The 26,616-nt window shown below is 41.4% G+C and carries 19 protein-coding genes, 1 riboswitch and 1 other annotated feature; of the genes, 2 read left to right on the forward strand and 17 right to left on the reverse strand.

Annotated features, from left to right (window positions below):
- The first annotated feature begins 349 nt into the window (after positions 1–349).
- Positions 350–613, forward strand: a complete 264-nt coding sequence (gene rpsT / locus CDO33_RS09395) for a 30S ribosomal protein S20 (RefSeq protein WP_103081234.1) — start codon at positions 350–352, stop codon at positions 611–613.
- 216 nt (positions 614–829) lie between these two features.
- Here the strand turns inward: rpsT and holA are convergent, their stop codons facing one another.
- From holA to CDO33_RS09470, 15 genes are all read right to left on the reverse strand, one after another.
- A complete protein-coding gene (gene holA / locus CDO33_RS09400) occupies positions 830–1,897 on the reverse strand; it encodes a DNA polymerase III subunit delta (RefSeq protein ID WP_103081235.1) in 1,068 nt (355 codons plus the stop codon).
- Positions 1,894–4,257 carry a DNA internalization-related competence protein ComEC/Rec2 gene (locus tag CDO33_RS09405; protein ID WP_103081236.1) on the reverse strand — a complete coding sequence of 788 codons (2,364 nt, stop codon included), beginning with the start codon at positions 4,255–4,257 and terminating at the stop codon, positions 1,894–1,896. The genes holA and CDO33_RS09405 overlap by 4 nt, the downstream gene beginning before the upstream one ends.
- 57 nt (positions 4,258–4,314) lie before the next feature.
- Complete coding sequence (locus CDO33_RS09410; protein ID WP_103081237.1) at positions 4,315–5,226, reverse strand: C40 family peptidase; 912 nt, start codon at positions 5,224–5,226, stop codon at positions 4,315–4,317.
- Positions 5,225–5,530, reverse strand: a riboswitch (cyclic di-AMP (ydaO/yuaA leader). It overlaps the preceding gene by 2 nt.
- Positions 5,531–5,728: 198 nt before the next feature.
- The gene (locus CDO33_RS09415; RefSeq protein WP_103081238.1) at positions 5,729–6,496 is read right to left on the reverse strand and encodes a DUF72 domain-containing protein; all 768 of its coding nucleotides are present in this window, start codon (positions 6,494–6,496) and stop codon (positions 5,729–5,731) included.
- A gap of 457 nt (positions 6,497–6,953) precedes the next feature.
- Positions 6,954–8,654 (reverse strand): arginine--tRNA ligase, encoded by a 1,701-nt coding sequence (gene argS / locus CDO33_RS09420; RefSeq protein ID WP_103081239.1) that lies wholly within the window; start codon positions 8,652–8,654, stop codon positions 6,954–6,956.
- Between the two features lie 277 nt (positions 8,655–8,931).
- Positions 8,932–12,093 (reverse strand): alpha-mannosidase, encoded by a 3,162-nt coding sequence (locus CDO33_RS09425; RefSeq protein WP_103081240.1) that lies wholly within the window; start codon positions 12,091–12,093, stop codon positions 8,932–8,934.
- Between the two features lie 180 nt (positions 12,094–12,273).
- A complete protein-coding gene (locus tag CDO33_RS09430; protein ID WP_202849494.1) occupies positions 12,274–13,170 on the reverse strand; it encodes an AraC family transcriptional regulator in 897 nt (298 codons plus the stop codon).
- Between the two features lie 33 nt (positions 13,171–13,203).
- On the reverse strand, positions 13,204–14,328 hold the full coding sequence (locus CDO33_RS09435; protein ID WP_161496481.1) for a UvrB/UvrC motif-containing protein: 1,125 nt from the start codon (positions 14,326–14,328) through the stop codon (positions 13,204–13,206).
- Positions 14,329–14,546: 218 nt separating this feature from the next.
- The gene (locus tag CDO33_RS09440) at positions 14,547–14,990 is read right to left on the reverse strand and encodes a GatB/YqeY domain-containing protein (RefSeq protein WP_103081242.1); all 444 of its coding nucleotides are present in this window, start codon (positions 14,988–14,990) and stop codon (positions 14,547–14,549) included.
- Positions 14,991–15,004: 14 nt separating this feature from the next.
- Positions 15,005–15,181, reverse strand: a complete 177-nt coding sequence (rpsU, locus tag CDO33_RS09445; protein ID WP_103081243.1) for a 30S ribosomal protein S21 — start codon at positions 15,179–15,181, stop codon at positions 15,005–15,007.
- Positions 15,182–15,364: 183 nt separating this feature from the next.
- Entirely contained in the window at positions 15,365–15,709 is a 345-nt protein-coding gene (locus CDO33_RS09450) for a histidine triad nucleotide-binding protein (protein WP_103081244.1), read from the reverse strand.
- Positions 15,710–15,992: 283 nt separating this feature from the next.
- Positions 15,993–18,635 (reverse strand): alanine--tRNA ligase, encoded by a 2,643-nt coding sequence (gene alaS / locus CDO33_RS09455; protein ID WP_103081245.1) that lies wholly within the window; start codon positions 18,633–18,635, stop codon positions 15,993–15,995.
- Positions 18,636–19,056: 421 nt separating this feature from the next.
- Positions 19,057–19,260 (reverse strand) — a binding site (T-box leader).
- 196 nt (positions 19,261–19,456) lie between these two features.
- Positions 19,457–20,506, reverse strand: a complete 1,050-nt coding sequence (locus tag CDO33_RS09460; RefSeq protein WP_103081246.1) for an AI-2E family transporter — start codon at positions 20,504–20,506, stop codon at positions 19,457–19,459.
- A gap of 273 nt (positions 20,507–20,779) precedes the next feature.
- A complete protein-coding gene (locus tag CDO33_RS09465; RefSeq protein ID WP_103081247.1) occupies positions 20,780–20,959 on the reverse strand; it encodes a hypothetical protein in 180 nt (59 codons plus the stop codon).
- A gap of 34 nt (positions 20,960–20,993) precedes the next feature.
- Complete coding sequence (locus CDO33_RS09470; protein WP_103081248.1) at positions 20,994–21,527, reverse strand: PRC-barrel domain-containing protein; 534 nt, start codon at positions 21,525–21,527, stop codon at positions 20,994–20,996.
- A gap of 192 nt (positions 21,528–21,719) precedes the next feature.
- Here CDO33_RS09470 and CDO33_RS09475 point away from each other — a divergent pair, with 192 nt between their 5' ends.
- The gene (locus CDO33_RS09475; protein WP_103081249.1) at positions 21,720–23,081 is read left to right on the forward strand and encodes a DUF1015 domain-containing protein; all 1,362 of its coding nucleotides are present in this window, start codon (positions 21,720–21,722) and stop codon (positions 23,079–23,081) included.
- Positions 23,082–23,632: 551 nt separating this feature from the next.
- Here the strand turns inward: CDO33_RS09475 and CDO33_RS09480 are convergent.
- Both CDO33_RS09480 and serA read right to left on the reverse strand, forming a co-directional pair.
- Positions 23,633–24,571, reverse strand: a complete 939-nt coding sequence (locus CDO33_RS09480; RefSeq protein ID WP_103081250.1) for an aminoglycoside phosphotransferase family protein — start codon at positions 24,569–24,571, stop codon at positions 23,633–23,635.
- A 367-nt stretch (positions 24,572–24,938) separates the two neighbouring features.
- On the reverse strand, positions 24,939–26,543 hold the full coding sequence (gene serA / locus CDO33_RS09485; RefSeq protein ID WP_103081251.1) for a phosphoglycerate dehydrogenase: 1,605 nt from the start codon (positions 26,541–26,543) through the stop codon (positions 24,939–24,941).
- Positions 26,544–26,616 lie beyond the last annotated feature (73 nt).

A 26,616-nucleotide genomic window follows, 5' to 3' on the forward strand; every position in this document is an offset into this window, starting at 1 on the left:
CTAACCTATCCCTTACATGTAATCATTCTTAATAAGCAAATATAACAATTGCAGGCAAAATCCATGGCAGTATTGCAAGTATTATACATCATATGTTGTCTTTAAATCAATGTAATTGCTATTTATTTCAAAATTAAGATTAATTATGATTGATGCCATTATTCGATTTAAACATTACATAAATTATGCATATCCCTTGCATTTTAATTATATTAATGGTAAAATGTTTGATGTTAATTAACTATGCGGTTCATCTCCGATTTATTAACAGCTATAGCAGTATAGCTTGTTATTTTTCGGTGTATGGTTATATGTTAATATCCACTTTAAATCGCAGGAGGTGAAAAATTTGCCTAACATTAAGTCTGCTATAAAAAGAGTAAAAGTAGCTAAAGCCAAGACTTTAAAGAATGCAATCAGGAAGTCGGCTTTGAAGACATCCATCAGAAAGACAAAAGAAGCTATAGCCAACAATGATCCATCGGCTAGCGAAGCATTGAAACATGCTATAAAGTTGATAGATAAAGCAGCTGCAAAAAATGTGTTACATAAGAACACCGCTGCGAGAAGAAAATCTAAACTGATGAAAGCTTTAAATGCTGCGAGTAAATAAAAGGTACTGTCTCAAAAGAGACAGCCTTTTTATTTATTCCGGTTTTCCTTTATTCATTGTAGTTTATCCTGTAATCTATCCTGTATAGTTTATCCTGGTTTTATCCAGTAGTTTATCTTATATGATCATTATGGTCTCAAATTTAACCGACATGAGGGTATTCTTATAACCTTCTTTTACCCTATAGGCAGCAAGAGGGACTTGGAAAATCTTATTTTAAAGGTTTTCACAAAATTTTGTTATAAATAGTTCCACTGCTATCCTGTCGTTGATTTTGCCTGTTTTGATAGCAAGATCCATCTCCAGGCTGTCGTTGATAACTTCCTTCAACCTCTCAATGGTGAATCCTTCCGCCTGCTTAAAGATTTTTCCTGAAGCATAAGGTGTAAGACCGATCTTTGAAGCAGCTTGACTTTTGGTAAGTCCGGAGGCGGTAAGAAGCTTCATTTCCATAATCTGCCTGAGCTGCCGGGTTATCATAATAAGAATTTTGGGCAAAGGCTCTTTTAGTATCAGCATATCATTCAGAAGTTTAATAGCCTTAACCGTATTTTTTTCAGCTATAGCATCGGTGAGATCAAAAATCCTCCCCTTTACGGATTTTGAGCAGATTTCTTCAATGTCTTTGCTGCTCACTTGAACCCGGTCGCCAAGATATGAGACCAGCTTGTTTATTTCATTCAGGAGCTCTGTCATTCCCTGCTCACTATTGTCTACAAGCTGCGAAGCTGTCATCATATCAATCTCTTTATGATACGATTTCAGCACTTTTATAACCCATTTGGCGAGATCGACGGGCTTTTGCAGGGGAAACTCCACTATGAGACCATTTTTTTTCACCGCATCTACCAGTTTTACCCTCTTGTCGATTTCTTCCTCATAAAAAATCAGGCAGGTATAGGCCGGCATATTCTCTATATATAATCCAAGATCCTCATCGGGATTTTTTGCTGAGCCTTTTCCTTTTGTTTTGGTACTTCCGGCATCCTGTTTTTTGCTTGCTTTGAAAAGGCCTGAGTTTTTGACCAGCACTATTTTCCTTTCAGAAAAGACAGGCATGGTCTCACAAGCCTCGATAATTTTAGACTGCTCACACTTACCTTCAATAACGATTTTATTAAGCTGTTCCATTTCCTTGGAAAGCAGCAAATTTTCTATGCTGCCCAGATAATACTTTTTTAGATATTCTTCAGGGCCATAAAATATATATGCTTTTCTTATTTTATTGTTTTTTATATCCGCTTTCAGTTCTTCAATGCTGTTTTTTTCTTCCTTGGCTCTCATTCTTTCACCTTTATAAAACCTTTTATATCTATACTCTTACCGTCAGATTTCAGGATTATGGCTCCTCTTTCGTCGGTCCTGAATATCTTGACACCGTTATTTTCAAGCTCTTCCAGAACACGCTCCGAAGGATGCCCGAAATTGTTCTTTCCAACGCTTATAACCGCTGCCTTGGGTTTTACTGCTTCCAGAAACTCTTCAGTTGTTGAAGTATTGGAACCGTGATGGGCCACTTTCAAAACGTCGGCCGTCACGTCCGCTTTGCTTTCCACCAGCAGCTCTTCTGCTTCCTTTTCTATATCTCCGGTAAAAAGTATGCTGGTATTGCCATAATTCAATTTTAGCACTAAAGATAGATTATTTAAAGCCGATTCGGTTATTGAGATATTTTTATCCGGGTGCAGCGTGCTGAAATAGGTATTTTTATCAAGCCATATCTCATCTCCCTTATCACATGCTTCCACATTTATTCCCCTGGCTTTTGAAATTGAAATCAGCAAACCCAGCTCTTTTTTGTCAGGGCAATCAGGTATTATTAGATTGTCCACGTTAAACTCCTTCAACACAGGAATCAAACCCTGTATATGGTCATCATGCCCATGGGAAGCCACCACCGCATCCAGCTTTGTCACCCCGTAATCCAATAAAAACGGTATAATTGTGGTTTCTCCGATATTGCTTTCGTTGCTGCCCGGTTTGCTGCTGCTCCCGCCTCCGTCAATCAGTACCGTAGCTCCACCGCTTGTTTTTATAAAAGCCGAATCCCCCTGCCCCACATCAGTAAATACCACCTCCAGCTTTCCGGGCAAAGAAATAAAGATCAGGCAGACGGCAAGAATGCAGCCGAAAGCGGCCAGATAGTGCTTAAACTTAAGATTAAGTTTAAACCACTCCCTGAACTTGAAAATATAAAGAAGGAAAAGATAATACAGCACTATAAGGGGAAGAGGCGGAGTAACCACTCTTATAGTGGCAAAGGGCAGCTGGGTGGATAATTGGCAGACATATAATATGAAGGAGAGAAAAACCGTATTGACATAACCTAGCAGCTTCGAGCATACGATGTTTATCTGCCCCAGCGCAGCCATGGCAAATCCAAGGATTGTTATTATCTCGGTAATAGGAACTACCAGTATATTTGTCAGCAGCGATATTAGTGATATTTTATTAAAGTAATATACGGTTATTGGAAGTACGCCAATTTGAGCCGCCAAAGTTGCAGACAGCACATCGGATATGAAGTTGGGCAAATGCAGACGGTCGATTTTAGCCTTTATCCCCTTGTTGAACAGTACGAGGGAAAGGGTAGCACCGAAAGAAAGCTGGAATCCGATGTCAAACAAGGTATTAGGATTATAAAGGAGAAGCAGTATAGCTGCCAGGGATATGCCGGTGAATATATCCGAATCCCTTCTCAATATCTGACCTACCAGCACTGTAACCGCCATTATAACGGCTCTCAGCACCGACGGTGAAAAGCCTGTCACATAAACAAATATCACCAGCACAGCTATCACTATGCTGTTTGCCATCCTCTGCCTCATCCCAAGCCTTTTAAAAACAAACAGCAAAGGCATGACGATAAAGGCTACATTAGCTCCGGAAACTGCCATGATATGGGTCAGCCCTGCATCGCTGAAAGCTCCCTGCACCGTTTTGTCCAGGCCTCCCCTGTATCCAATCAGCATACCGTTAAGCAGCCCGGCCTGCTGCGGAGGCAGGCTCTTTTCAATTGTGCCGATAATGCGGTTTCTAAGTGCCATTCCCACCATGGCAAACCTGGAAATGTGCTTTCCACTACCTTCTTTAATATTATTGCCGGTGGCATAGATAGTTGCCGAAACGCCCGACTGAGCCAGGTATTTTCTATAGTCAAAACCTCCGGGGTTCCTCTTTCCTTTTGGCATATTGAGGCGGCCGCTTACTTCTATTTGCCTCCCATAATCCAGCAGCTTGTTTTCCGGGCTGTTCAATGTATTGAGGAGCACCTTGCCGGATACTTTCTTTTCCTTATGATCGGTTTTAATGCTTACAGTTTTTATTATATAGCTGACCCTTGAATCCCTTATATCAGGCTCGGTAATTATGTATCCGGAAATGGTAACCTGACAGCCGGAAAATTCCTTGAATTTTTCTTCATTGGAATTATTGATGTACAGGTATTCAAAAGCGCCGAGCGAGTAAAAAATCAAGGCACCAATCATAACGTTTGCTGCTGTGGCATGCCGGGAACTGGCCAGTATGAAGATGAAGGACAGAACTGCTATTGATGCTGCGGCGATTAGGAAAGAATTGCTTAAATAAGCCACTACAATTCCAGCAATAAGTGCAACTGAAAGCAAAGACAATGGCCTTTTCACATACCACCTCTATAACAAAAAGCGCTTCCAAAAAAGAAGCGCCTAAGTCCAATATGATTACAGTATCCTTCTTGCTGTCACATAACTTCTGGCATAATAGCTTTCGGAAAGGTTCGTAATGGTTACACCACTGCGTTCAGATTCAGCATGTATGAATTTCCCATTTCCTATGTAGATGCCTACATGATTTATGTAGCTGCTGGAACCAAAAAATACCAGATCGCCTATTTCCAGCTCAGATTTGCTCACTTTAGTTCCATGTTTTGCTTGATCTGCAGCTGTACGGTTCAATTTTATGCCAAAGTGCTTAAACACATACTGCACAAAACCTGAGCAGTCAAACCCATTGGGGCTTGTTCCTCCGTAAACATATTTCACACCCATAAATTTTTTGGCATACTCCACTATTTTTTGTCCAGTGGAAGTGCTCACATCCAATATTTTGACATCTCTTTCAGCATCTCCGCCTCTGGATGCGGCGGAAGTGTCCAATGTCAAATACTCACTGGCAACCCATGCTGCGGTACCATCGGTAGTTTTAATTTTATACCAGTCTCCGGACTGGGTTAATACCGCAACCTTAGTTCCTTTGTGAATCTGGGATAGCACATCCGATGTTACATCCGGCTTGCTTCTTACATTCAGTACATCTACGGTGACGGTGCCTATTCCTATCGTTTTTTCCACGACATGCAAATAGTCGCCATGCACCCATCCCGTCTTGCCGTCATATGATACCTTATACCAAACGTCCGAACTGGAAAGCACATTCACTTCGGTTCCTTTTGGAAGCTTGTCCAATACTTTCGCAGAAGTACTCGGCTCCTCCCTAAGATTGACCACACTTCCCGTGATAGTTCCTGTGTTTCCGCTGGCCTCCTCTGCGTAAGTACTAACTGTCCACAAACAAAGAGTCAGTACAAACACAGATACACTGACAAGCAATTTCTTCAAACCGGTCATCATCATCTGTCCTCCTATTGGCTTCCGAAGTTAGCTGTCGGGCTCGGGTATAGGACACACCCCTACCAGACCGGAAATTTCCCATAAGCGAGAAACATTATACACGGAAAATGCGATCATATCAGGAAAATGAATCAAATATGATTAAGCATAATTTTCAGCGATATGCCATATATTATATTAGCCGTTCCTCCTATGGCATCGCTGTTCATCCGTTGTTTCCCACTTGGTGTATAACCTATAGTCTGGATTCACCCCAAAAATCTGGTTCCTCCGTAACCCATTAACAGGGATTCAGCCACTTTTTGATTTTTCTTCCACAAACATTATACCTTTAAGAAAAAAAATTGTCAAACTTTAGATAAGAAATATTTCCAAGAATTATTTTAAATTAACTCGTTGTGCAAGCTTTTTCGAAAAAGGAACTCCAAGCCAAATGGAAAGAATCGATATCAAACAATAAATGGTATATTATGGTAGCTGCCAGGGTATATTTACGTGGTTGATTTCAAATCAGGAGCATATCAGTAAGCTCCCGGGCGTTTATAATGGCTTTCCCGATAGGGTGGTTGTTGAAAGCAACCAATGTTATGGAGGACATCTTCTCCATCTCTTTTATCCTTGGAACCCACTCCATCAGTTCATCCTTGCTATACAAATAGTTATACCTGTCGGAACCCTCGCTCCCATACCATTTCTGAGCATTCCTCCCATGCATGCGCAAGTAGGAAATCCTGGAGGTTACTGCCGTGACATTCTTTATAAGGCCTTTTATATCCGGTTCATCTACACAAACATATCCCAGTCCTTCCTTTTTGAGAAACTGCATTGTCTCCGATCTTATCCATTCCCGGTTTCTGAACTCTATTACCACTTCGATGTTCTCAAACCACTCTTTAAGCCTTTTGAGGTGTTCCATATTTTTCTCGTTATAGTGGAAGGAATACGGAAACTGGGCCAGCAGGCAAGTGAGTTTTCCGCTCTCAATAAGAGGTAAAAGGGCATAATTAAACTGCTGTGCTTCCAAAGCTCCGGCACTCCGTTCATGGGTGAATCCTCCGAAGAGCTTTACCGCAAATTTGAAGCCATCGGGGGTTTTTTTATTAAGGCTTTCAAACAATTGAAGCCTGGGCATGTGATAATAAGTCGAATTCACCTCAGTGAAATTAAAATGCTGCGAATAATACTCCAGCATGTATGAATCCTTTATTCCTTCAGGGTAAAAGGGTCCTATCCAGTCTTTGTATGAGTAGCCCGATGTGCCGATATATATCATGTCCTTTACCTCCTCATAATCATATGACTTAAATATCATAGTTTATACTGCTTGTCAACAGTTGTAAACCTCAGTTTTTAGTATTAATTTCCTATTAATTTTTTTGTTTATAATCTCTTAACCTGGGTAGATATATATCGTACAGCAATATACAAAGTTCTTACCCACAAAATAATGCAGCAGATTTGCAGGAATATTTGCAGTACAAGTTCGAAACAGTACATGCAGCAAGGATTAGCAGAAATGCATACAGCAGCAGTTTTTAAGAAGATTTGCAGCAGAAGTTCGAAGAGTAATATGCATCAGAGGTATTCAGCAATATTTCAGAAGAAGTTGCAAAAGTACATGCATCAGTTGTTTTAGTAATATTTGCAGCAGAAGCCTGTAAAAACATATGCATCAGAAACTAGACAGCCGATATCCGTTTTTTCGGATACCGGCTGTTTGGCTTTATTGGTCATACTCTTTCCGGAGCGCTCAATCCAATCAGCTTCAAACCATTGGACAGTGTTATCCTTGTTGCTGCCACCAATGCAAGGCGTGCTTTTCTGAGTTCCTGATCCTCCACCAGAATGGAATGCTCATGATAAAAACGGTTGAAATCCTGGGCTACATCCACGAGATACCGGGTTATCACCGAAGGTTCCAGGTCGTTCATTGCCTGAATTACCTTTTCCGGGAACTGATACAGGGTTTTTACCAACTGATATTCTTCCTTTGTACTGAGCAGTTCCGCATTAAACTCGGAAGAAGGCTCCATGCCCGCTTTGTTAAGCACGCTGCAGGTTCTGGCATGGGTATACTGCACATATGGTCCGGTCTCTCCGTCAAAATTAAGCGCTTCGTCCCAAGTAAAAGAAACGTCCTTTATGCGGTTGTTGCTCAAGTCACTGAATATTACTGCGCCAACGCCTATTTCCCGGGCAGTTTCATCTTTGTTTTCCATATTCGGGCTTTTTTCCTCGATTATTTCCCGTGTTTTTTTGATGGCTTCATTCAGTATGTCTTCCAGCAGCACTACTTTTCCTTTTCGGGTTGCCAGTTTCTCACCACCCAGGCTCACTATACCGAAAGGCACATGAATCAGGTTTTTAGCCCACGGGTATCCCATAAGCTCGATAACTTTAAACCACTGCTGGAAATGCAGACTTTGACTGGCGCCTGTCACATAAATGCACTTGTCAAAATCATAAGTGTTCTTTCTGTATATGGCTGCGGTTATATCCCTTGTCGCATATAAGGTGCTTCCGTCCTTTTTAAGAATTATGCACGGAGGCATTCCATATTCCTCAAGGTCTACAATCTGCGCTCCTTCGCTTTCTTTTAGAAGATTCTTCTGCTTAAGCTCCTCTACGGTGGCATCCATCTTATCATTGTAGAAGCTCTCTCCTGCATAGGAATCAAAGGATACACCCAGTACCTTGTAAACTCTGTCAAACTCTTTGAGGCTTATATCCTTAAACCACTTCCACAATTCCAAGGCTTCCTGGTCTCCCCGCTCCATTTTTGTAAACCAGGCTCTCGCTTCATCATCCAGTTCCGGATTTTTTTCCGCCTCATCGTGGAATCTGACATATAAGGCCATAAGCTCCTTTATCTGATCTTTCTCTACCTTTTCCCTGCTGCCCCATTTCTTATATGCAACGATAAGCTTGCCGAACTGTGTACCCCAGTCTCCGAGATGGTTTACACCCACACAATTGTATCCCATGAACTCAAATATCTTATACAGGGAGTTACCTATCACCGTCGAACGGAGATGGCCTACATGAAAAGGCTTTGCAATATTGGGCGCCGAATAATCTATAACAACGGTTTTGCCCTTGCCGACATCCTGCGAGCCATACTTATCCTTTTCTTTTATCGCGCTTTCCAGCACTTCCTTGATAAAGGCGCTTTTAATAAAGAATATATTGAGATAGCCGGATACGGCTTCAACCTTATCTATGTATTCGGAAACCTGAAGCTTTTCTGCCAGTTCCTGAGCGATCTGTACGGGAGATCTCCTCATGATTTTGCTGAGTTTAAAACACGGTAGGGCCAGATCACCCATTTCGGGGTTCGGAGGCAGTTCCAGTATGTCAAATATTTGCTGGGAATCCAAGGGTTCTATTATGTTGTCCAGCACGTCAGCAACAGCTTTTTTAAAGTTAAGCATTATAGTAACACCTCTGTCAATTCTATGTAGAATTAATTTTAATTAAACAAAGCAGTTGTCCATTAAACCAGCTCAGTTTATTTACATATTTATGTTTTTAATCTTTTCACAATATAATACCATATAAATAAAAAAAAGAACAGGAGTATGAAGGAAAAATTGCACAAAAATAAGCTCCCTTAGCATAAACAGTCTTTTAAACTGACTTATGCCAAGAGAGCTGTAAAATTATGGGGATCTTTATGCCGATTTACATTACATAAACCGGCTCATGGAGTTATATTGATATCTTGAATGTCTTGATCTCATAAGGCTTGATGCTGAACTTGAAGCTGTTGCCGTCAGTTGCAACTTCGCTTATGTTGTTCTCCAGGAGGTCGCATTCCCATACCTTGGAAACATTCTTGAAGAATTTCAGAGTTACATCCGACCTTCTGTTATAGCACTCGTAAAGCCTTACAATCATTTCGTCTCCTTTTTCTGCCTTCTTCACAACCTCTACTACAACATTTTCCTTGTCAACGCTAAGGAGTGAGAATTCCACCGGCAGACTACCCTTATGGGCATCTTCAACCTTCGCATATACAGGGCAGTTGAGCTCATAAGCCATCTTTACTGTACCGGCATCCTTCCAGTCTCCGGCATGAGGATAAATGGAATAAGTGAATTCATGCATTTCCCTGTCAGCATCCACGTTAGGACTGGTTGCTGATTTAAGCAGAGTGAGCCTCATGACACCGTCTTTTATGTCATGTCCGTATTTGCAGTCGTTAAGCAAGCTCACGCCATAGCCGTCTTCCGACAGGTCTGCCCATTTGTGAGCGCATACCTCAAACCTTGCATAATCCCAGCTGGTATTCCAATGTGTAGGTCTTTCAACATTTCCGTACTGTATTTCATAGGTTGCCTTATCGGAATGAACATCTACCGGGAAAGCAGCTTTCAGAAGCACCTGCTTTTCCTTCCAGTCGATAACATTGGCAAAATCTATTCTTGGAATATCGCTGTATACATGCATATATTGTGTGATTGTTGAATCCAGGAACTTCCTTGTTACTTTCAGGGTAGTCCTTACAGGGCCGTTTTCAACGAGTTCCACGCTCTGAACATCATTTACTTCCCACATTTTCTCCTGGTAGTAAATGTTTATATCCCAAGCATCGAAATTGTGTGGCTTATCTTCAAAGGCCTGGAGTACGTTTGCCCTCTGTCCTTCCTTCAACACTTCCCTGTTGTTCACCTTGTCATAGATGGAAGTGATGTTGAGCTGTTCATCCAGCTTCACATCGAAATACTTGTTGCTGAAGCCATTCTTGTCTGCAACTACAGGACTTGCTGCGTTGGCATTTCCCGATGCTTTGGAGATCTTAAATGCCTTGTATCCCTTAGCAGGAATATTCTCTGCCAGGAAGATCACCTTTTTGCGGCCTGCTTCATCTTTTCCAGTACCGCAAACAATCTGGCTCGGCATAACCTTTCCGTTGTAATCGCTTATTTCTATGTTTTCATAACCCTCAGGCAAATCGAACTCAACTATATCTGTCCTGTCATAGCTCAATGTGTTGAACGCCACAACTGACTTTTCCTTAAGGTCGATGCTGCCGGCGATACCGCATAAAGCCTTATCCACAAGCTGCTTTCCTTCATCCAGTATTCTGAGGTAATCCTTCTGTGAATCCTCATAAACCTCTTTAATTGATGAACCGGGCAGGATATCATGGAACTGGTTCAGAAGTATGGTCTCCCAACCACCGTTGAGTTCCTTAGCAGGGTATTCCGGCGCACCTGCCGCAGCCTGGTTTATAACTGACAGAAGCTCTGCATTCTGATAGAGGAACTCGCTCTTTCTGTTGTACTTCTTATTTCTGGCCATGGAAGTATAAGTACCTCTGTGGTACTCGAGATAAAGCTCTCCTACCCATTTAGGCAGCCTTCTGTTGCCGGACACCTTCTTTTCCAGCCTTTTAAAATAGTCCAGGGATTTACCCATCTGAACTTTCGGACATCCGGGTATTCCTTTTTCCATCCTTCTTGCATTCTCGAGCATTTCCTTGGTCGGTCCGCCGCCTCCGTCACCATATCCGAAGGAAATGAGGACGTCATTGTTTATATCCTTCTGCTGGTATCTGTCCCAAGCGCCTTTTACCTGGCTGGGTTTAATATCTCCATTATAGGTGGTGAAATGGTCATTAAGCTTGAAACCCGCATCCTTAGTGGTAATAAAATGGGTCAATATTTCAGTTCCGTCCATACCTTTCCACATGAAGGTATCATATGGCACCTTGTTGTATTCGTTCCAGCTTATTTTGGTAGTCATGAAATAATCAATGCCGGATTTCTTGAGAATCTGGGGCAGTGCAGCACTGTATCCGAAAACGTCGGGGAGCCAGAGCACTTTGCTCTTTATGCCGAACTCTTCTTCGAAGAAGCGTGTGCCGAAAAGTACCTGCCTTACCAGGGACTCACCGGATGAGAGGTTACAGTCTGCTTCAAGCCACATGGCTCCTTCCGGTTCCCAGCGGCCTTCGGCAATCATTTTCTTGATCTCCTCATACAGTTCCGGATGATCTTCCTTCACGAACTTGTAAAGCTGAGGCTGGCTGGACATGAATATATATTCAGGATATTGCTTCATGAGGTTTATAACGGTTGAGAAGCTCCTTGCAGCTTTTTCCCTGGTCTGGGATACAGTCCAGAGCCATGCTACGTCTATGTGGGTATGTCCTACACAGGTAGCTATTACATCATCTACTCCGCAATACTTCTTGTAAAATTCGCTGTCCAGATAAGCATCAGCTTCCAGGACTGACTTATTGAATTCCGGTGAATGCGGCTTTCTCAAGTCAAGCATATTGATTGCATCATTCAGATAATTCAATATGTCAATACGCCTTTTATCCTGGCTATCCTGAAGGAGTGCTATATCAAGAGGCACCTTTATATCGTAGTACAGCTTTTCCACATTCCTGTCAAGCACTGCAAGCTGTGTTTCCAGCAGTGAAAGGGAATCTTCCATTCCTGAGTATGCATGAAGAGCTATCTTGTATTTATCACCACTTTTTGCCTTTTCCGTTATCACAATCTGGCGGTGGTTGACGTCAAGACCCTGGATGAGCTTTCCGTTGAGGTAGATCAGAAACTGTGGGTTTGTAGCATCCCATGCTTTTTCTTTTCCTGTCTTGATTTCAAAAACGACAGTTTTGCCATCAAATCTGTCAGGTATTACCACATCTGTCCTGAACCAGTAGTGGATATCTCTTCCTCCCCAGCGTTCTCCTGCAGTGAAAGTGTCCCAGGAAGAGTCATCGAGATCTACCTGCTCTCCCCCTTTGAAGTTTCCCTGCTTCATTTTGTATGAGGGAATCTTCTCAGTGTCAGGGTATATGTATCCGGACAACTCATGGAGGATTCTCTTTATCCTTTCCTCTGTAAAATACATGTTTATTCTCCTTTCTATATCTTACTTATGATTTAATAGCAATCTGATTCAAAGCAAAAAATCATAAGATGTTGACCGCGAAGTATTTTTATGCAATCTACAAACATAACCTCGCTAGTTATTATTATATAGTATGGTCTGAAAGTCTAAATTCTAAAAATGGACTATTCTTTAATATTTTCAGACATTTGGTTTTTGAGTATTATACCTGAAGCAGCCTGGCGGATAGCCTTCCTCCCTCTTGAAAAACTGATTAAAATAATATTCGCTGGAAAATCCAAGCATGTCGGATATCTGTTTTAAAGACAAGTCCGTTTCTCTTAAAAGCTCACGGGCTTTTTGAAATTTGGACTTCACGATCAAATCCTTGACGGAGGTTCCTTTTGCTTCCCTTACAATCCGGAGCACCTGCTTTTCGCTCAAATGCATGTATTTAGCCACATCACCGACTGTTATGGCATTTGATATGTTATCGTCGATGAACTTCTCAATTTGCTCAATCCTATAATCACTTTTTCTGTTTTTCAACGGTACACTATATCTAATAGGCACACTTTCACTCATTGCCCTTGATGCTGCGGTTATGATCATAGTAGCAAGGCTCTTTATATTTGTATAATAACCGGCATGCTGGTAATATGCTTCTTCCAGCGCCCTGTTAAAAAGCTCTATCGAGCCGTGGGCATCCTTGAAGCTTCTGCAGGGAGTGTCTCGTAAAATCTCCAGAATGAATTTTTCCTCCGAAGGTGCGTCATCTGTCAGGTTTATATCACAATTGATGCAGTATTCCACCATCTTACCGTCACCGATACTCCGCTGCTCATGGAAAACCCCCGGGGCAGTAAGATAGAATTCCCCCTCTTTTGCTTCAAACTCACCGTCGTCCAGCACGACTGAGCATCCCCCTGAAGCTATAAAATGAAATTCATAAGATGAATGGGTATGCCTGTTTATATGCCAGTCTCCGTCATGGATCATCGCCCTGAACCATAAAACATCTATGTCTAGCTTTCCTGCTACAATTTTCAGATCAATTTCCGAAAGCTTTCGGGAAGCTTTAACCAAATCAAATTTCACAAAACTCCTCCAAAGATAAAATTATAATTTTAATTAAGCATGTTCCGTTACTAAAATTCTGTCCGCAATCTTGCAAAGACCTGTTCTCAGCCTTGGATTTCCTTCCACAAGCCAGCTGGAAGGTATCCAAAAGCTCATAATATTATTTTTGTTCTTTCTTAGATAGGAATATATTATCTGGGCTTCGTCGATTTCCTGACGGCTCAGGACACCGCCCACACATAAACCGCTATTTTTAAAGCCTTTTAATATGATGCTCTTTAAATACTCCAATACATCCTCTTTGTCGGCGCTTTCCATAAAAAACGATTCAGCGCCCATCAATCGATTGCCTTTGAAAAGAAATATTTTTAAGCTGCTCTTTCCTGTAGGTTCTATCGCTATTATATTCCTTCTTTTGGACGAAGACTCAATCAGCATTTGCTTGCTTAAAACATGCCTGATGGCCCTCAAATCATCCCTGTACTTTGCAGCCTTTTCAAAGTCCAGCCTGTCGGCTGCCTGGCTGATTTTTTCCTTTATGGATTCTACAACCGAGTTGTCCTTTCCTTCGAGAAAGAGCACAATATTTTCAATGCATTTCCTATAAGCGTCATGGTCGGCATCCTTCCTGCAAGCTCCCATGCATATGCCCAAACTGTAATTAAGGCATCCTGACGATTTTCCTGCGGAAGGCATCCTGCTGCATTTCCTTATAGGATAACATTCTTTTATGAAGGATACGACCCTCTCCACACTGCTAAGGCTCGTGTACGGTCCGAAAAACAAGGAACCGTCATCATCTTTTTCAGCAGCAACAGATACCCGGGGAAACCTTTCTGACATGCTGATTTTTATGTAAGTATATCTCCTGTCATTTTTCAATTGCGAATTATATTTGGGCTTTATTTCCTTTATCAGCCTGCATTCTGTTATAAACGCTTCCAGTTCGGTATCTGTCAAAATATATTCTATGCTGTGGATGTTCTCCACCAAAGCGTTTATTTTTGGTGATCTGTCCCTTTGGTTGTAAAAGTACTGTATCACCCTGTTTTTTAACTTTTTGGCCTTGCCTACATATATTATATTTCCTAAGGAATCTTTCATGATATATACGCCAGGCTTTGGAGGAAAAAGCTTTACCTGTTCAATCAAATCCATAGCTGAAGTTCTTTTCATACATATTTTCCTTTGTAATAGCATTATGAATATCAAACCTTAAATTGCCCATATAAATCAATTATAACAAAAATGTGTCGGAAATCTCAAACTTGTTATGTGCGGTTACTGCAAAAAAAGAGTTTTGAGCACATAGCAATCAATGCGTCTATTATGGACTGAATCCATTATAAAGTTATATAAAACAAAAAAGAAGCCCGATTATATCGAGCTCCTTTTTATCCTAAAAGTTTACTTGCTATTTGGTTTACTGTTTTTCCGTCAGCTCTGCCTTTGACCTTAGGCAGCACTATCTTCATTACCTTACCTATATCTCTGGCTGAACTTGCTCCAGATTCGTTTATTGCTTCCCTTACCAGGGCTTCGATTTCCTCCTCTGTAAGCTGCTGCGGCAGATACTGCATCAGCACATCAATCTCAGCCTTAAGGTTATCAACAAGATCCTGCCTTCCACTATCTATAAACTCAGGAAGGGATTCCTTCCTTTGCTTAACTTCCTTAGCCACTACCTCAATTATACCATCATCGTCAAGGGTTATCTTCTTATCTTTCTCTATCTGAAGTACAGCAGACCTGACCATTTGGATAGCGTTTTTCTTAACGATATCCTTATCCCTCATAGCAACTTTCAAATCATCAAGCAGTCTTTCCTTAAGGGACATTAAGATGGCCTCCCTTATTTAAACTTCCTTTTTCTTGCAGCTTCAGATTTCTTTTTTCTCTTTACACTGGGTTTCTCGTAATGCTCTCTTTTTCTTACTTCGGCTAAAACTCCAGCTTTAGCGCACTGTCTCTTAAACCTTTTGAGAGCACTCTCAAGAGACTCATTCTCTTTAACTCTTACTTCAGACATGTATTTCCCTCCCTCCGATGGTAACAATTGTGCCAAGAATAAACTGTCTATATTACTGCAACTATTATTGGGATGTAAGCTAAAATACAGCACATTAAATATTATATATTATTTGACAAAATAAAGTCAATAGCTAATATAAAGCCCTTAGCTCAACTTTACAAAAGTTTACCATTTAAGACGTTAAATAATCTTTGGTCCCAGATCTTTTCCACCCAGCAGGTGGTAATGAAGATGGAGAACAGTCTGACCTGCGTCAGGACCACAATTATTTATGAGCCTGTAACCTTTATCTGAAATTCCCAGTTTTTCAGCTATTTTGTTGGCAGCGAGATGGATATCCATTAAAATAGAAGCATTTTTTTCCGTCAACTTCTTTACGCTCTCAATATGTTGTTTGGGAACTATCAGCACATGTATGGGAGCAACAGGCTGTATATCATTGAAAGCCAATACCTTTTCATCCTCATAGACAATGGTCGACGGTATCTCTCTTTTGATAATTTTACAAAATATGCAATTTTCCATGTTTTTAAGGCTCCTTTCAAATCATATAATATTTAACATACAATATGCAATCAGCTGTAATATATAAATTGCAGGAACATAGCAGTTTTTGGCAATGGAGAAAAGTTGGGCTTTCCGGCTCCCAAGGAATAATCCTGAAAGCCCGAATCATATTCTCCATTCAAATTTCCTTTAATCCTTATATATAGTTTAACTCGTTGTGCTAGCATTTCCTGCTTGAAAAGCATGGGGCTTCCTAGCACTCTTCAAACTCTGCCGGGATCAGTCAATCATTCTTGACAGCTTACTTTACTTGAGTTCCCACCACATTTACCACATGGCTTAAAGCTTCATCGATTTTTGAAACATCTTTACCTCCGGCCTGAGCCATGTCAGGGCGTCCGCCTCCGCCGCCACCGGCGATTTTAGCTACCTCTCTTATGATATTGCCGGAATGGATTCCCTTTTCAACCACATCCTTGGTAGCAGTTACAACAAAGTTTACTTTTCCGCCATAGGAAGTAGCCAGGGCAACAACTCCGGAGCCCAGCTTGTTCTTTAAGGTATCCCCGGTATTTCTGAGCCCTTCCATATCCAACTGATCGAAACGGGCGGTAACAACCTTGATTCCCTTTACTTCTACTGCTTTTGCCAGCACATCATCGATGGAGCTGGTCACCAGCTTGCTCCTCAGCTTTTCAATTTCCTTTTCTGCTTCTTTCAGTTGAGCGGCCATCGATTCTACCTTTTTCACACTGTCCTGAGGGTTGGATTTAAGTGCGGATGCTACTTCATTTAGAATTCTCTCCCTCTCATTAAAGTATTCAATTGCCGCTTTACCCGTCAAAGCCTCTATCCTTCTGATACCTGAGGCCACACCGCTTTCACCGAGGATTTTAATCAACCCTGCCTGGGATGTATTCTTAAGATGTGTACCTCCACAAAGCTCAATGCTGTAGTCCCCCATCTTAACTACCCTTACGATATCCCCGTACTTCTCACCGAATAAAGCCATGGCTCCAAGCTTTCTCGCTTCATCCACCGGCATTTCCATAACCGTTACCGGCAGGCTTTCGAGGATCTTTTCATTGACCTCCTGCTCAATTTTCCTTAAGTCATCCGGGTCTACCGATGAGAAATGGGTAAAGTCAAACCTTAACCTACCTGGCTCAACCAATGATCCAGCCTGGGTTACATGGGTTCCCAGCACATTTCTCAGGGCTTTCTGAAGCAGATGGGTTGCAGAATGGTTTCTGGCGATGTCCATCCTTCTGGCCGAATCAATTTGGGCTTTTACTGTTTCGTTTGCTTCTACCAGCCCCTTTTCAACCACACCTATATGCAGGTATTTCCCGTCGGCAGTTTTTTTGCAGTCGGTAACCCTTACAATTCCACTGGCAGCCTTGATATATCCTGTGTCTCCCACCTGACCGCCGCTTTCGCCATAGAAAGGAGTCCTGTCCAGGATAATTGTCACTTCTTCTCCTTCCTGGGCATTTTCAACTATTTCATCGTCCTTTATTATATAGACGATCTTCGAATCGGATTCATCCGTTTCATACCCGACAAACTCCGTCTTCAAATTCTTATCGAGCTTTCCATATATGCTGTCATCTCCCCAGGCTGCAGCACCTTTATTCTTAAGGGCGTCCCTGGCTTTCTGCTTCTGCTGGGCCATTTCCTTTTGAAAGCCTTCCTCATCTATTTCAAGGCCGTTTTCACCAGCTATCTCCCTTGTGAGGTCAAGAGGGAAACCATAAGTATCATGCAGCTTGAACACCATATCTCCGGAAATAACCTTACGATTTTCTGCTTTGGTTTTTTCTATAAACTCATTAAGTATGGCCAAGCCCTGATCTATGGTTGCATTGAATTTTTCCTCTTCTATGCTTATCACTTTCCGGATGTAGTCGGCGTTTTCCTGCAGTTCGGGATATGCCTGCCTGGATTCATTAATAACCACCATAGCCACATCATGAAGGAAAGGCTTATCAATACCCAGCAGCTTTCCATGCCTTGCGGCTCTCCTCAGCAGCCTTCTTAATACATATCCTCTTCCTTCGTTGGAGGGTATTACTCCGTCGGAAACCATCATGGTGGTGCTTCTCATATGGTCCGTTATTACCCTGATGGAAATGTCAGCTTTTTCGGATTGGCCGTACTCAACTCCTGCCATTTTACATACATAATTTAGTACATTCCTTACGGTATCAACTTCAAAAAGGTTGTTTACATCCTGAGATATCACCGCAAGCCTTTCCAGGCCCATTCCGGTATCGATGTTGGGCTTGGCGAGCCTTGTATAGCTTCCGTCCTCATGCCTGTAAAATTGTGTGAATACCAGGTTCCAGAACTCTATGAATCTGTCACAGTCGCAGCCAACTTTGCAGTCAGGTTTTCCGCAGCCTTTGTCAACCCCTCTGTCAAAATAGATTTCAGAGCAGGGTCCGCAGGGGCCGGTGCCGTGTTCCCAGAAATTATCCGCCTTGCCCATTCTCACAATCCGGTCCGGGCTTAATCCTACCTTCTTGTTCCATATTTCAAAAGCTTCATCATCATCCTCATATATGGAAACATAGAGCCTGTCCTCCGGCATTTCCAGCACCTTTGTTACAAACTCCCATGCCCATGGAATCGCTTCGTTCTTAAAATAATCCCCAAAGGAGAAGTTGCCCAGCATTTCAAAAAATGTACCATGCCTTGCGGTTTTTCCCACATTCTCTATATCCGGAGTCCTTATACACTTCTGGCATGTGGTGACCCTTCTCCTTGGCGGTTCCTGATCCCCTGTAAAATATGGTTTCAAAGGAGCCATTCCTGAGTTTATCAACAGCAGGCTGGGGTCATTTTGCGGAATGAGAGAAAAACTGGGAAGCCTAAGATGGCCTTTGCTTTCAAAAAACTTTAGATATTCTTCCCTGAGTTCGTTCAAACCTAGTTTTTTCATTCAAAACATCCTTTCTTTTTGATTGTGTTTCTGAATCCTATTTTATCCATTAGCTCATATTATAACTTTTTCATTTACCGGTACTTTCTAAACATTTCTGAGTTTAAATAGCATAAATTTCTATCAAAAAACTCTTTGCATAGCTATCTCCAATTAGCCGGCATAGCTACTCATACTTGCAAAAATCAATAAATAAAGCTCATTCAATGATGAACATAGCCTTCATATTCATGCCAGCGAGTTAGCTCACTTCTATTATTTCACACAATTTGCCAATCCATATCTAAAACTTTGCTTTAAATAAAAAACATCACATCATGCCCGCAGCTATATGGATTTCAAATATCATTTCTTATGTTGATTGAGGATGTGGTATTTATAAAATGAATGCTGCTTCCAAATAAAAACTCCCGTCCTGATAAACAGGGACGAGAGTATATCACGCGGTACCACCCTTATTCCCTGCATTGCAGGGCCCTCAAACACTTTAACGCAGTTAACGGCAAACCTTTTTACGGCTGCAGCTCCGAGGACTGCTTCATTTATAAAATACCGGAAACTCGCACCAACCGTTTCCTCTCTTAAGGCTATTTTATAAACTACTTCTTCCCTTCATAGCTTTTGAATATTTTGCTATATGCATCTGCTTCATTAAATTATATTAAAGCATGCTGGTGGTTGTCAATAGATTGTAATTTGCAGCAATATGCAGAATAAAATGAGGCCGAAGCCTATGCAGGAGCTTTAATATAGGTAGATATAATACGGTTCTAACTATAGCTCTAATATAGCTTTAATCTATCGATACCTCTGTTCCAATGTCACACGATTGCTTCTATCGCCCTTTTCAGAACAGCCTTTATCATAGCCAGCACCGGAACTGCCAGCATCATCCCGATCAAACCGAAAAATTCGCCCCCCACCAGCACTGCCAGCATTGTAGAAACGGGATGTAGCCCCAATCTTCCTTCAATTATCTTAGGAGATATGAAATTGTTGTCAATCTGCTGGATTAAAGTAAAGACGCCTATGGTCCACAAGGCTTTTACCGGCGAATCCAGAAGAGCTACTGCAACAGCCGGTACAGCTCCTATTATCGGTCCGAAAAAGGGAATGATATTTGCCGCTCCTCCTATCAGACCGAGAACTAACGGATATTTCACCCGGACTATAACTAAACCGATGGTCTCCAGTATGCCAACTATTAAAGCAGTCAAAAGCTGCCCTTGAATAAAATTGGACAGTATTCCGTGTATATCCCTGCCGGCGTTTATCATGCCGTTTCTCCATTTTTTCGGTATGAGCATCAATGCTGAATTTTTAAAAAAATCCACATCCTTAATGAAATAATATGCTATAACCATTGCCAGCGTAAAGTCAAACACTAAGTTTATTGTGCCAATAAAGCCGGTGAAGGTTTTCCTTAAAGTCTCAGTCACATATTTCTGGACGATATCCAAACCATTCAGCAGTTCATTAAAAACCATCCCCTTGATATCATCCGGCCAATTGCTGTAGCGTATGGCGTATAAAAAATTATTCAGCATGCGCTGATATTCTGTTATTATTTCAGGGAGAGTATTCATAAGCTCCCGGGTATTGTTGATAAGCTCCGGTATCAAAAACAGAACCACTGAAATAACCGTGGCTATAATAAGTGAATAAACCAATAGTATACCTTTGGATTTAGGTATTTTCTTTTTTTCCAGCTTGGCTACAATTGGACTCACCATATAGGTTATGAAAACAGCCATAAAAAACGGAGACAATATCTTTTTAATTTTTGAACCATAACGATAGAAAAATAATACCATCAGAATGATCAGCACTATTATTATGGCATAAAGCACAATTTTCTTCTTGGATGGCATAAATCATCCCCTTTACAAGCATTCAGCGCTACATTCTCATACTGGAAAACAATAGTTTAAGCTCTTATAGCGTTTCCTGGAAGTTGCAATCAAACTGTGTCCGGTTTATGTATATCTGGATGCCGGGTATGTTTAAACCCAGTTTAAATAAACAGAGCCTTTCTCAATCAATTAATTTGCTTTTGTGCTTCATTTTCCAGACCATATAGCAAAACAGGATATTTTGTCGATATAAAAGACTGGAGATTCTCCAGCCTTTTATATCAGGATATTTTAATGGAACAAGTCAACCACATCACCAATTAAATGACTGGTTTTTCTTACAAGATTTCTGCCGGTTTTCATCATCTTCCTTCTGTTTCTGCCCTTCATCATATCGCTACTCATCATCATGCTTACTGATGCTCCAATCATTCCTCCTACAATCAATCCTGTCGTAAATCCATTTCTCATATATAAATCACTCCTTTCTATTCTGTTTATATATTTATTCTTCCAAAAATCTTTTCTTTAATCCACCACCGGTACCCGTCATTTCTTCGAGAGCTTCTTTTCCTATAAGTATGTTTTCGCTGCTAAACTCAACTTTGCCAAATAGTGGTATGATATTTCTGCCTTTTACAATATCCTGCAGGAGTCCGTCGGATATCTCAACTCCCTCAATAAGTCCACTGTCACAATCGAAAAGTATGTCTTTTACAACCCCCAAATCCTCCCCGTTGACAGTGTACACCCTAAGTCCCAGCACCTCGCCTTTATCCCTAAGCTCGCCTTTTTTCTCCATGTCCTTGAGGTTTTTTAGGTTTGAAGCGCTATTGATGATTACCGCATCATGACCTATATTCAGCACATCTTCCGGAAGAACCAGCTTCCTTTTGATTTCGTAACTGCTGCGCTCAATTATGAATGCCTTGATTTCTTTGCTTCCGGGGCAAAAAATTATATCTTTCACCAGCCCCACTTTTTTGCCGGTATCAACGCATATTACAGGCAATCCGACAACCTCGCTGTACTTATGCAAGTGCATCGCTCCCACGCTGTAGGATGTAGGAACCAAAGCCGTTTAATTTTCTTGCTTTGAAGTCCTAACAACTATTATTTCAAATTTGAAAGTAAAAAATTCAACATAAATATTTGACTAAACACTTAAACTAAATTAGAATTTAAGCATCAATGCTATAAAAACAGAAAATTTGTTTTGTGAGGTTTTGAAATGAAGGAAAGTAATAAATTTCAAAATAAAATCGGTGTGCATGTGCCATCGCTGCTGCTTCCCGCCAAGAACGTGGATATGTGTAAATGGTCTGTCGTCGCCTGCGATCAGTACACTTCCCAGCCGGATTATTGGAAGGAAGTTGAAAAAATAGTAGGCAGCAATCCTTCAACCCTTCATCTAATTTTTCCGGAAGTTTATCTGGGGAAAGGCGATGATGATGAAAGGATAGACAAGATTAACCATTGCATGGAGGAGTATATTAAAAACGGTACACTGGTAGAACATGAACCGGCTCTTATTTACGTTGAAAGAAAGACCTCCCACACTGAATCCAGAAAGGGTCTCATTATTGCCGTAGATTTGGAGTGTTATGACTATGAGAAAGGCTCCTGCACTCTTATCAGGGCGACAGAGGGCACTGTTCTGGACAGGCTTCCGCCGAGAATCAAAATAAGGCAGAACGCTCCCATAGAGCTTCCCCATATCATGCTTCTTATTGACGATCCCGATAAAACCGTGATAGAGCCTTTATCGGAGAAGCTGGACAAATTTGAGAAAATATACGATTTTGACTTGATGATGAACGGAGGTCATATCAAGGGATATAAGATTGATGATGAGGATACTATAAAAAGCATCCTTGATGCCTTGGAAAAACTTACTGATCCGGATAATTTCCGCTCCAGGTATGAACTTGACTCCTGCAGGGATGTCCTGCTATTTGCAGCCGGGGACGGGAATCATTCCCTCGCTACTGCAAAAGCCTGTTGGGAAAGCTTGAAAACCGGACTTTCACCTGAAGAAAGGGAAAACCATCCAGCAAGATTTGCCTTGGTAGAGTTGGTAAACGTTCATGATGAAGGACTTGTCTTTGAACCTATCCATCGGGTTGTTTTTAATGTCGATGTAAATAACATGCTTGAAAAATTGACCGAATATTTCACAGGAACATCAAAAGCCTACTGGATTGACTGCAGCTCCGAAGAACAGGCATTCGAGGAAGCAAAAAAGTTCCCAGGACAGCCGGATAAACATGTCATACCTTTCACTTCAAAGGACATAAAAGGCTTGATTGTGGTGGAAAATCCGGTACATAACATCGAAGTGGGTACTCTTCAGAGTTTTCTCGATGAATACCTGAAGGATCATGCCTCTGCCCGGATTGATTACATCCATGGCTATGACGTAGTGGAGAGGTTGGGCAGCATGGATAGCAATATAGGATTCTATCTGCCGCCCATGGACAAAAAGGATCTCTTCAAAACAGTGATACTGGATGGAGTGCTCCCCAGGAAAACTTTTTCCATGGGTGAGGCCGAGGAAAAAAGATTCTATCTGGAATGCAGAAAAATCAGATGAGTAGATAAATAAGATAAAAGATAAAAGATAAAAAATAAAAAAGGTAAAATGAATAAGGTAAATTTTCCGCTTTGCTTTAATGTTTTTATGCAATAGCGGTAATATACGGTTTAATTGCTTTGAATCATGTTGTTTAAGGGTTTGTAAATATGATAATTTTCTATAATGACGTTAACATGTCATAACAACATATCAACTTTTTAAAGGATAAAAACCATCCGTAAACACGTAAACGGATGGTTTTTTGCTTTTATTCCTTATTTCCTTACAGTGAAACTCTCTTTATGCTCAATAGGCTAAACTTTTATTTCATGGTCGGACAAAATTTATCTTTATGAGTTAAAAATGGATGCCTTATGGCATCCATTTAAAAGCTGGTTTTCGCTTGTCAATTATTTTAGCTCTACCGAACGTCTTTTATAAACCAGCCAAATCTTACCGGTTTCTTTTCTAGTTGTTCAATGGTATTAAGAAGAAAGCTCTTTTTAAGCTCTCATTAGAAGGATGAAATTTGCGCTTATTTTCTTCAACTACACCCGATAAAAGTGAAATTATGGAGTGAATTCTCTCAAATACCAATTTGGCACCGGATTGCGCATTTCATCAAACCAGTTCATTATATTAATTGCTGTTTGAATGGATTCATCCCGGTAGCTCGGCTCTACATAAACCGCCCAGGAAACCAGTACAAGTGCTCCTGTCGATAGATACAGTGCCAGTATACGCCAGAATTCTTCCGGCGGCTCTCCGTTAAAGTAGCCATGTATTTGTCCCGTGGTGAAATGCGGAACAAGATTCGCAAGCAGAATCCTGTTGAATTCCGACCACGGATCACCATAAAGACTATCGATGAGATCCCAATCCACGACCACAACGTCACGATTCGGCGAGATGATCAGATTATCGTTATGGTAGTCACCGTGTATGAAACACTGAGGGCGTCCAAGCAGCAGATGGCGGTTTTCTTTATAAAAAGCCAAGATTGCTTCACTGCCGTTGATGTGGACACCACAATTGAAAAAAGCTTTCAACCGCTCATCATTTATACTTACGAATCTGTCATACCAGTCCTCTAATCCTTCGGGTGCAGGAATGGAATGTATCCTTCTGAGATTCTGACCGGCTTTGATACCAAGCTCGTACTGCTCGGCATGGGACAACTTAGGCAGCAGAACGTCTGCTGTTTCACCGTCGCACCAAGTCAGAAGTTGATACACGTTTTTGCCGCTATTGCAAATACCGAAATCCACAGGAGCAGACATAGATACACCGAGGGAAGCAGCACGCCCCATCATATCATACATTGCTTTTTTTCGTTTGTAGAATTCAATACTCGAAATGCGAAGCAAATAACGCTGTCCCTGAGCAGTTTCCACATAGTATTTATCGTCGCCTGAAACACCTTTGTTTATCGCTTCAATCCTTATAAAGGATTCGTGGTTTGGTATGTCTTTGCATACGGACAATATCATTTCACTATTTGATTTCATTGTAATTGGCTCCTTTCAATATTTTTTTAAATACTGAAACAAAGCCAATCGCATCGTTAGCGACTCAGCATGCTCCATGCAAACGTCGCTAACAAACTGACGAATGGCTTTGCATGGAGCACAGCCTCATGGGCGTTTTTCTAAATCTTAATTTAAGCATATATTACCTCCTGAAGGCATGAGCTTCATCATTGCCTTCCTGTATTAGCAAAGGTTTTCCAGTTGTATTATAACATGCCATAATTATACAAACAACAGTATGAAAAAACGGATGGTTTTGCTTCTGATAATCCATCCGTTTTTTACTTACATTGTCTGCCTGACAGAGAACGGTTCAAAATTTCCGGAGACTTTTTTCATATTTTCATCAGAACTTCAACATGGAAACTTTGAGAACACCGTCGATATTTTTAAGCAGGCGCATTATTTCCTCGCTGACTTCCGCATCAACACTTACAAAAGCTACCGCTTTTTCACCACGGCGGTTTCTGCTCCACTGCATGGCTGCTATATTTATATTGTCCGCGCCCAAAATCGTTCCGATCTGACCGATTATGCCTGGCTTGTCGACGTTCTGTATGGCCAGCACATAGGGTGTAGGTTCAAAATCCAGCTTGTATCCGAAGAAGTCAACAATCCTGATTTCTTCCTTGGCAAATACTGTTCCGGATACGCTAAGCTCCTTTTTCTTGGTAGTGAATTTTACTGTGATCAGATTTGTGTATTTGTCCAGATTGGTGCTTTTGCTCTCTTTAAATTCCACTCCCATATTTTTCAGCATGAGCTCAGCATTTACATAATTAACCTTCTCTTTATTGATGGGATCAAGGAATCCTTTTAAAACCGACAGGGAAATCACTTTGGTTTCCTTGTCCGCCAGGTCGCCTCTATAGATTACTTCTATCTGCTGCACGGTTTCCTTTTCAGCCTGATAATATATTTTACCGAGCATTTCCGCCAGGTTCAGATAGGGCCTTAGCTCAGACAAGTCCTTAGTATGCATTGGCGGCATATTCACCGCAGCCACCATCTCGCCTTTAAGGGCTCCGGCCACCAATTCTGTTATGGCTGTTCCGACATTATAGTTAGCTTCCTGTGTTGAAGCGCCAAGATGAGGTGTTACCATGACATTGTCCAATTCCAGCAGCGGGTTTGTATAATCCTGCTCTTCCGGCTTTTTATCATAGCTGGGTTCGGGGTCCAGTACATCCAATGCTGCCGCAGTAACCCTACCATCTTTAAGGGCATCATACAGTGCTTTTTCATTGACAAGGCCTCCTCTTGCGGCATTTACTATACGGACTCCCCTTTTGCACATGTTTAATTCTTTCTCGCCTATCATGCCATAAGTTTCCGATGTCTTGGGAGTATGCAGCGTAATCAGGTCTGATTGCTTAAGCAGCTCCTCCAAGGTTTCGCATTTCTCAACCCCCAGCATTTTGAACCTGTCATCGGTTATATACGGGTCATAAGCCACAACCCGCATGTTGCAGCCTTTTAATTTCCTTGCTACAATCGATCCTATTCTGCCCAAACCTATTATTCCTGCAGTTTTCCCATCGAGCTCATTGCCTATAAACCTGTTTCTCCTGAAATCCTTGTTTCTTACGGCAACATGAACCTGAGGCAGATTTCTGAATATCGCAAAAGCCAGTGCTACTGCCAGCTCTGCCGCAGCCATTATATTGCTCTCCGGCGTGTTAACCACGATTATGCCTCTCTTGGTGCAAGCGCCGACATCGATATTATCTATACCATTGCCCGCGCGGCCGACAACTTTTAGGTTTTTTGCAGCTTCCAGCAGCTCCTCGTTTACTTTGGTCACGCTTCTTACAATTATAGCGTCATAGTCTCCTATTATCCCTAAAAGCTCGTCACTGGATATTCCATACCTTGTATCCACTTCGAATCCGTTTTCCTTAAGATAATTAATTCCTTCATCCGCAATCCGTTCCGTTATAATTATCCTCATCTTAATCTTAATCCTCCTTCTTTCCCATTCCTTCGCAATACAATATAAGCAGCATTATAACCGTCCATTGTGT

It is taken from the genome of Clostridium thermosuccinogenes (genome assembly GCF_002896855.1).
Classification (GTDB): Bacteria; Bacillota; Clostridia; order Acetivibrionales; family DSM-5807; genus Pseudoclostridium; species Pseudoclostridium thermosuccinogenes.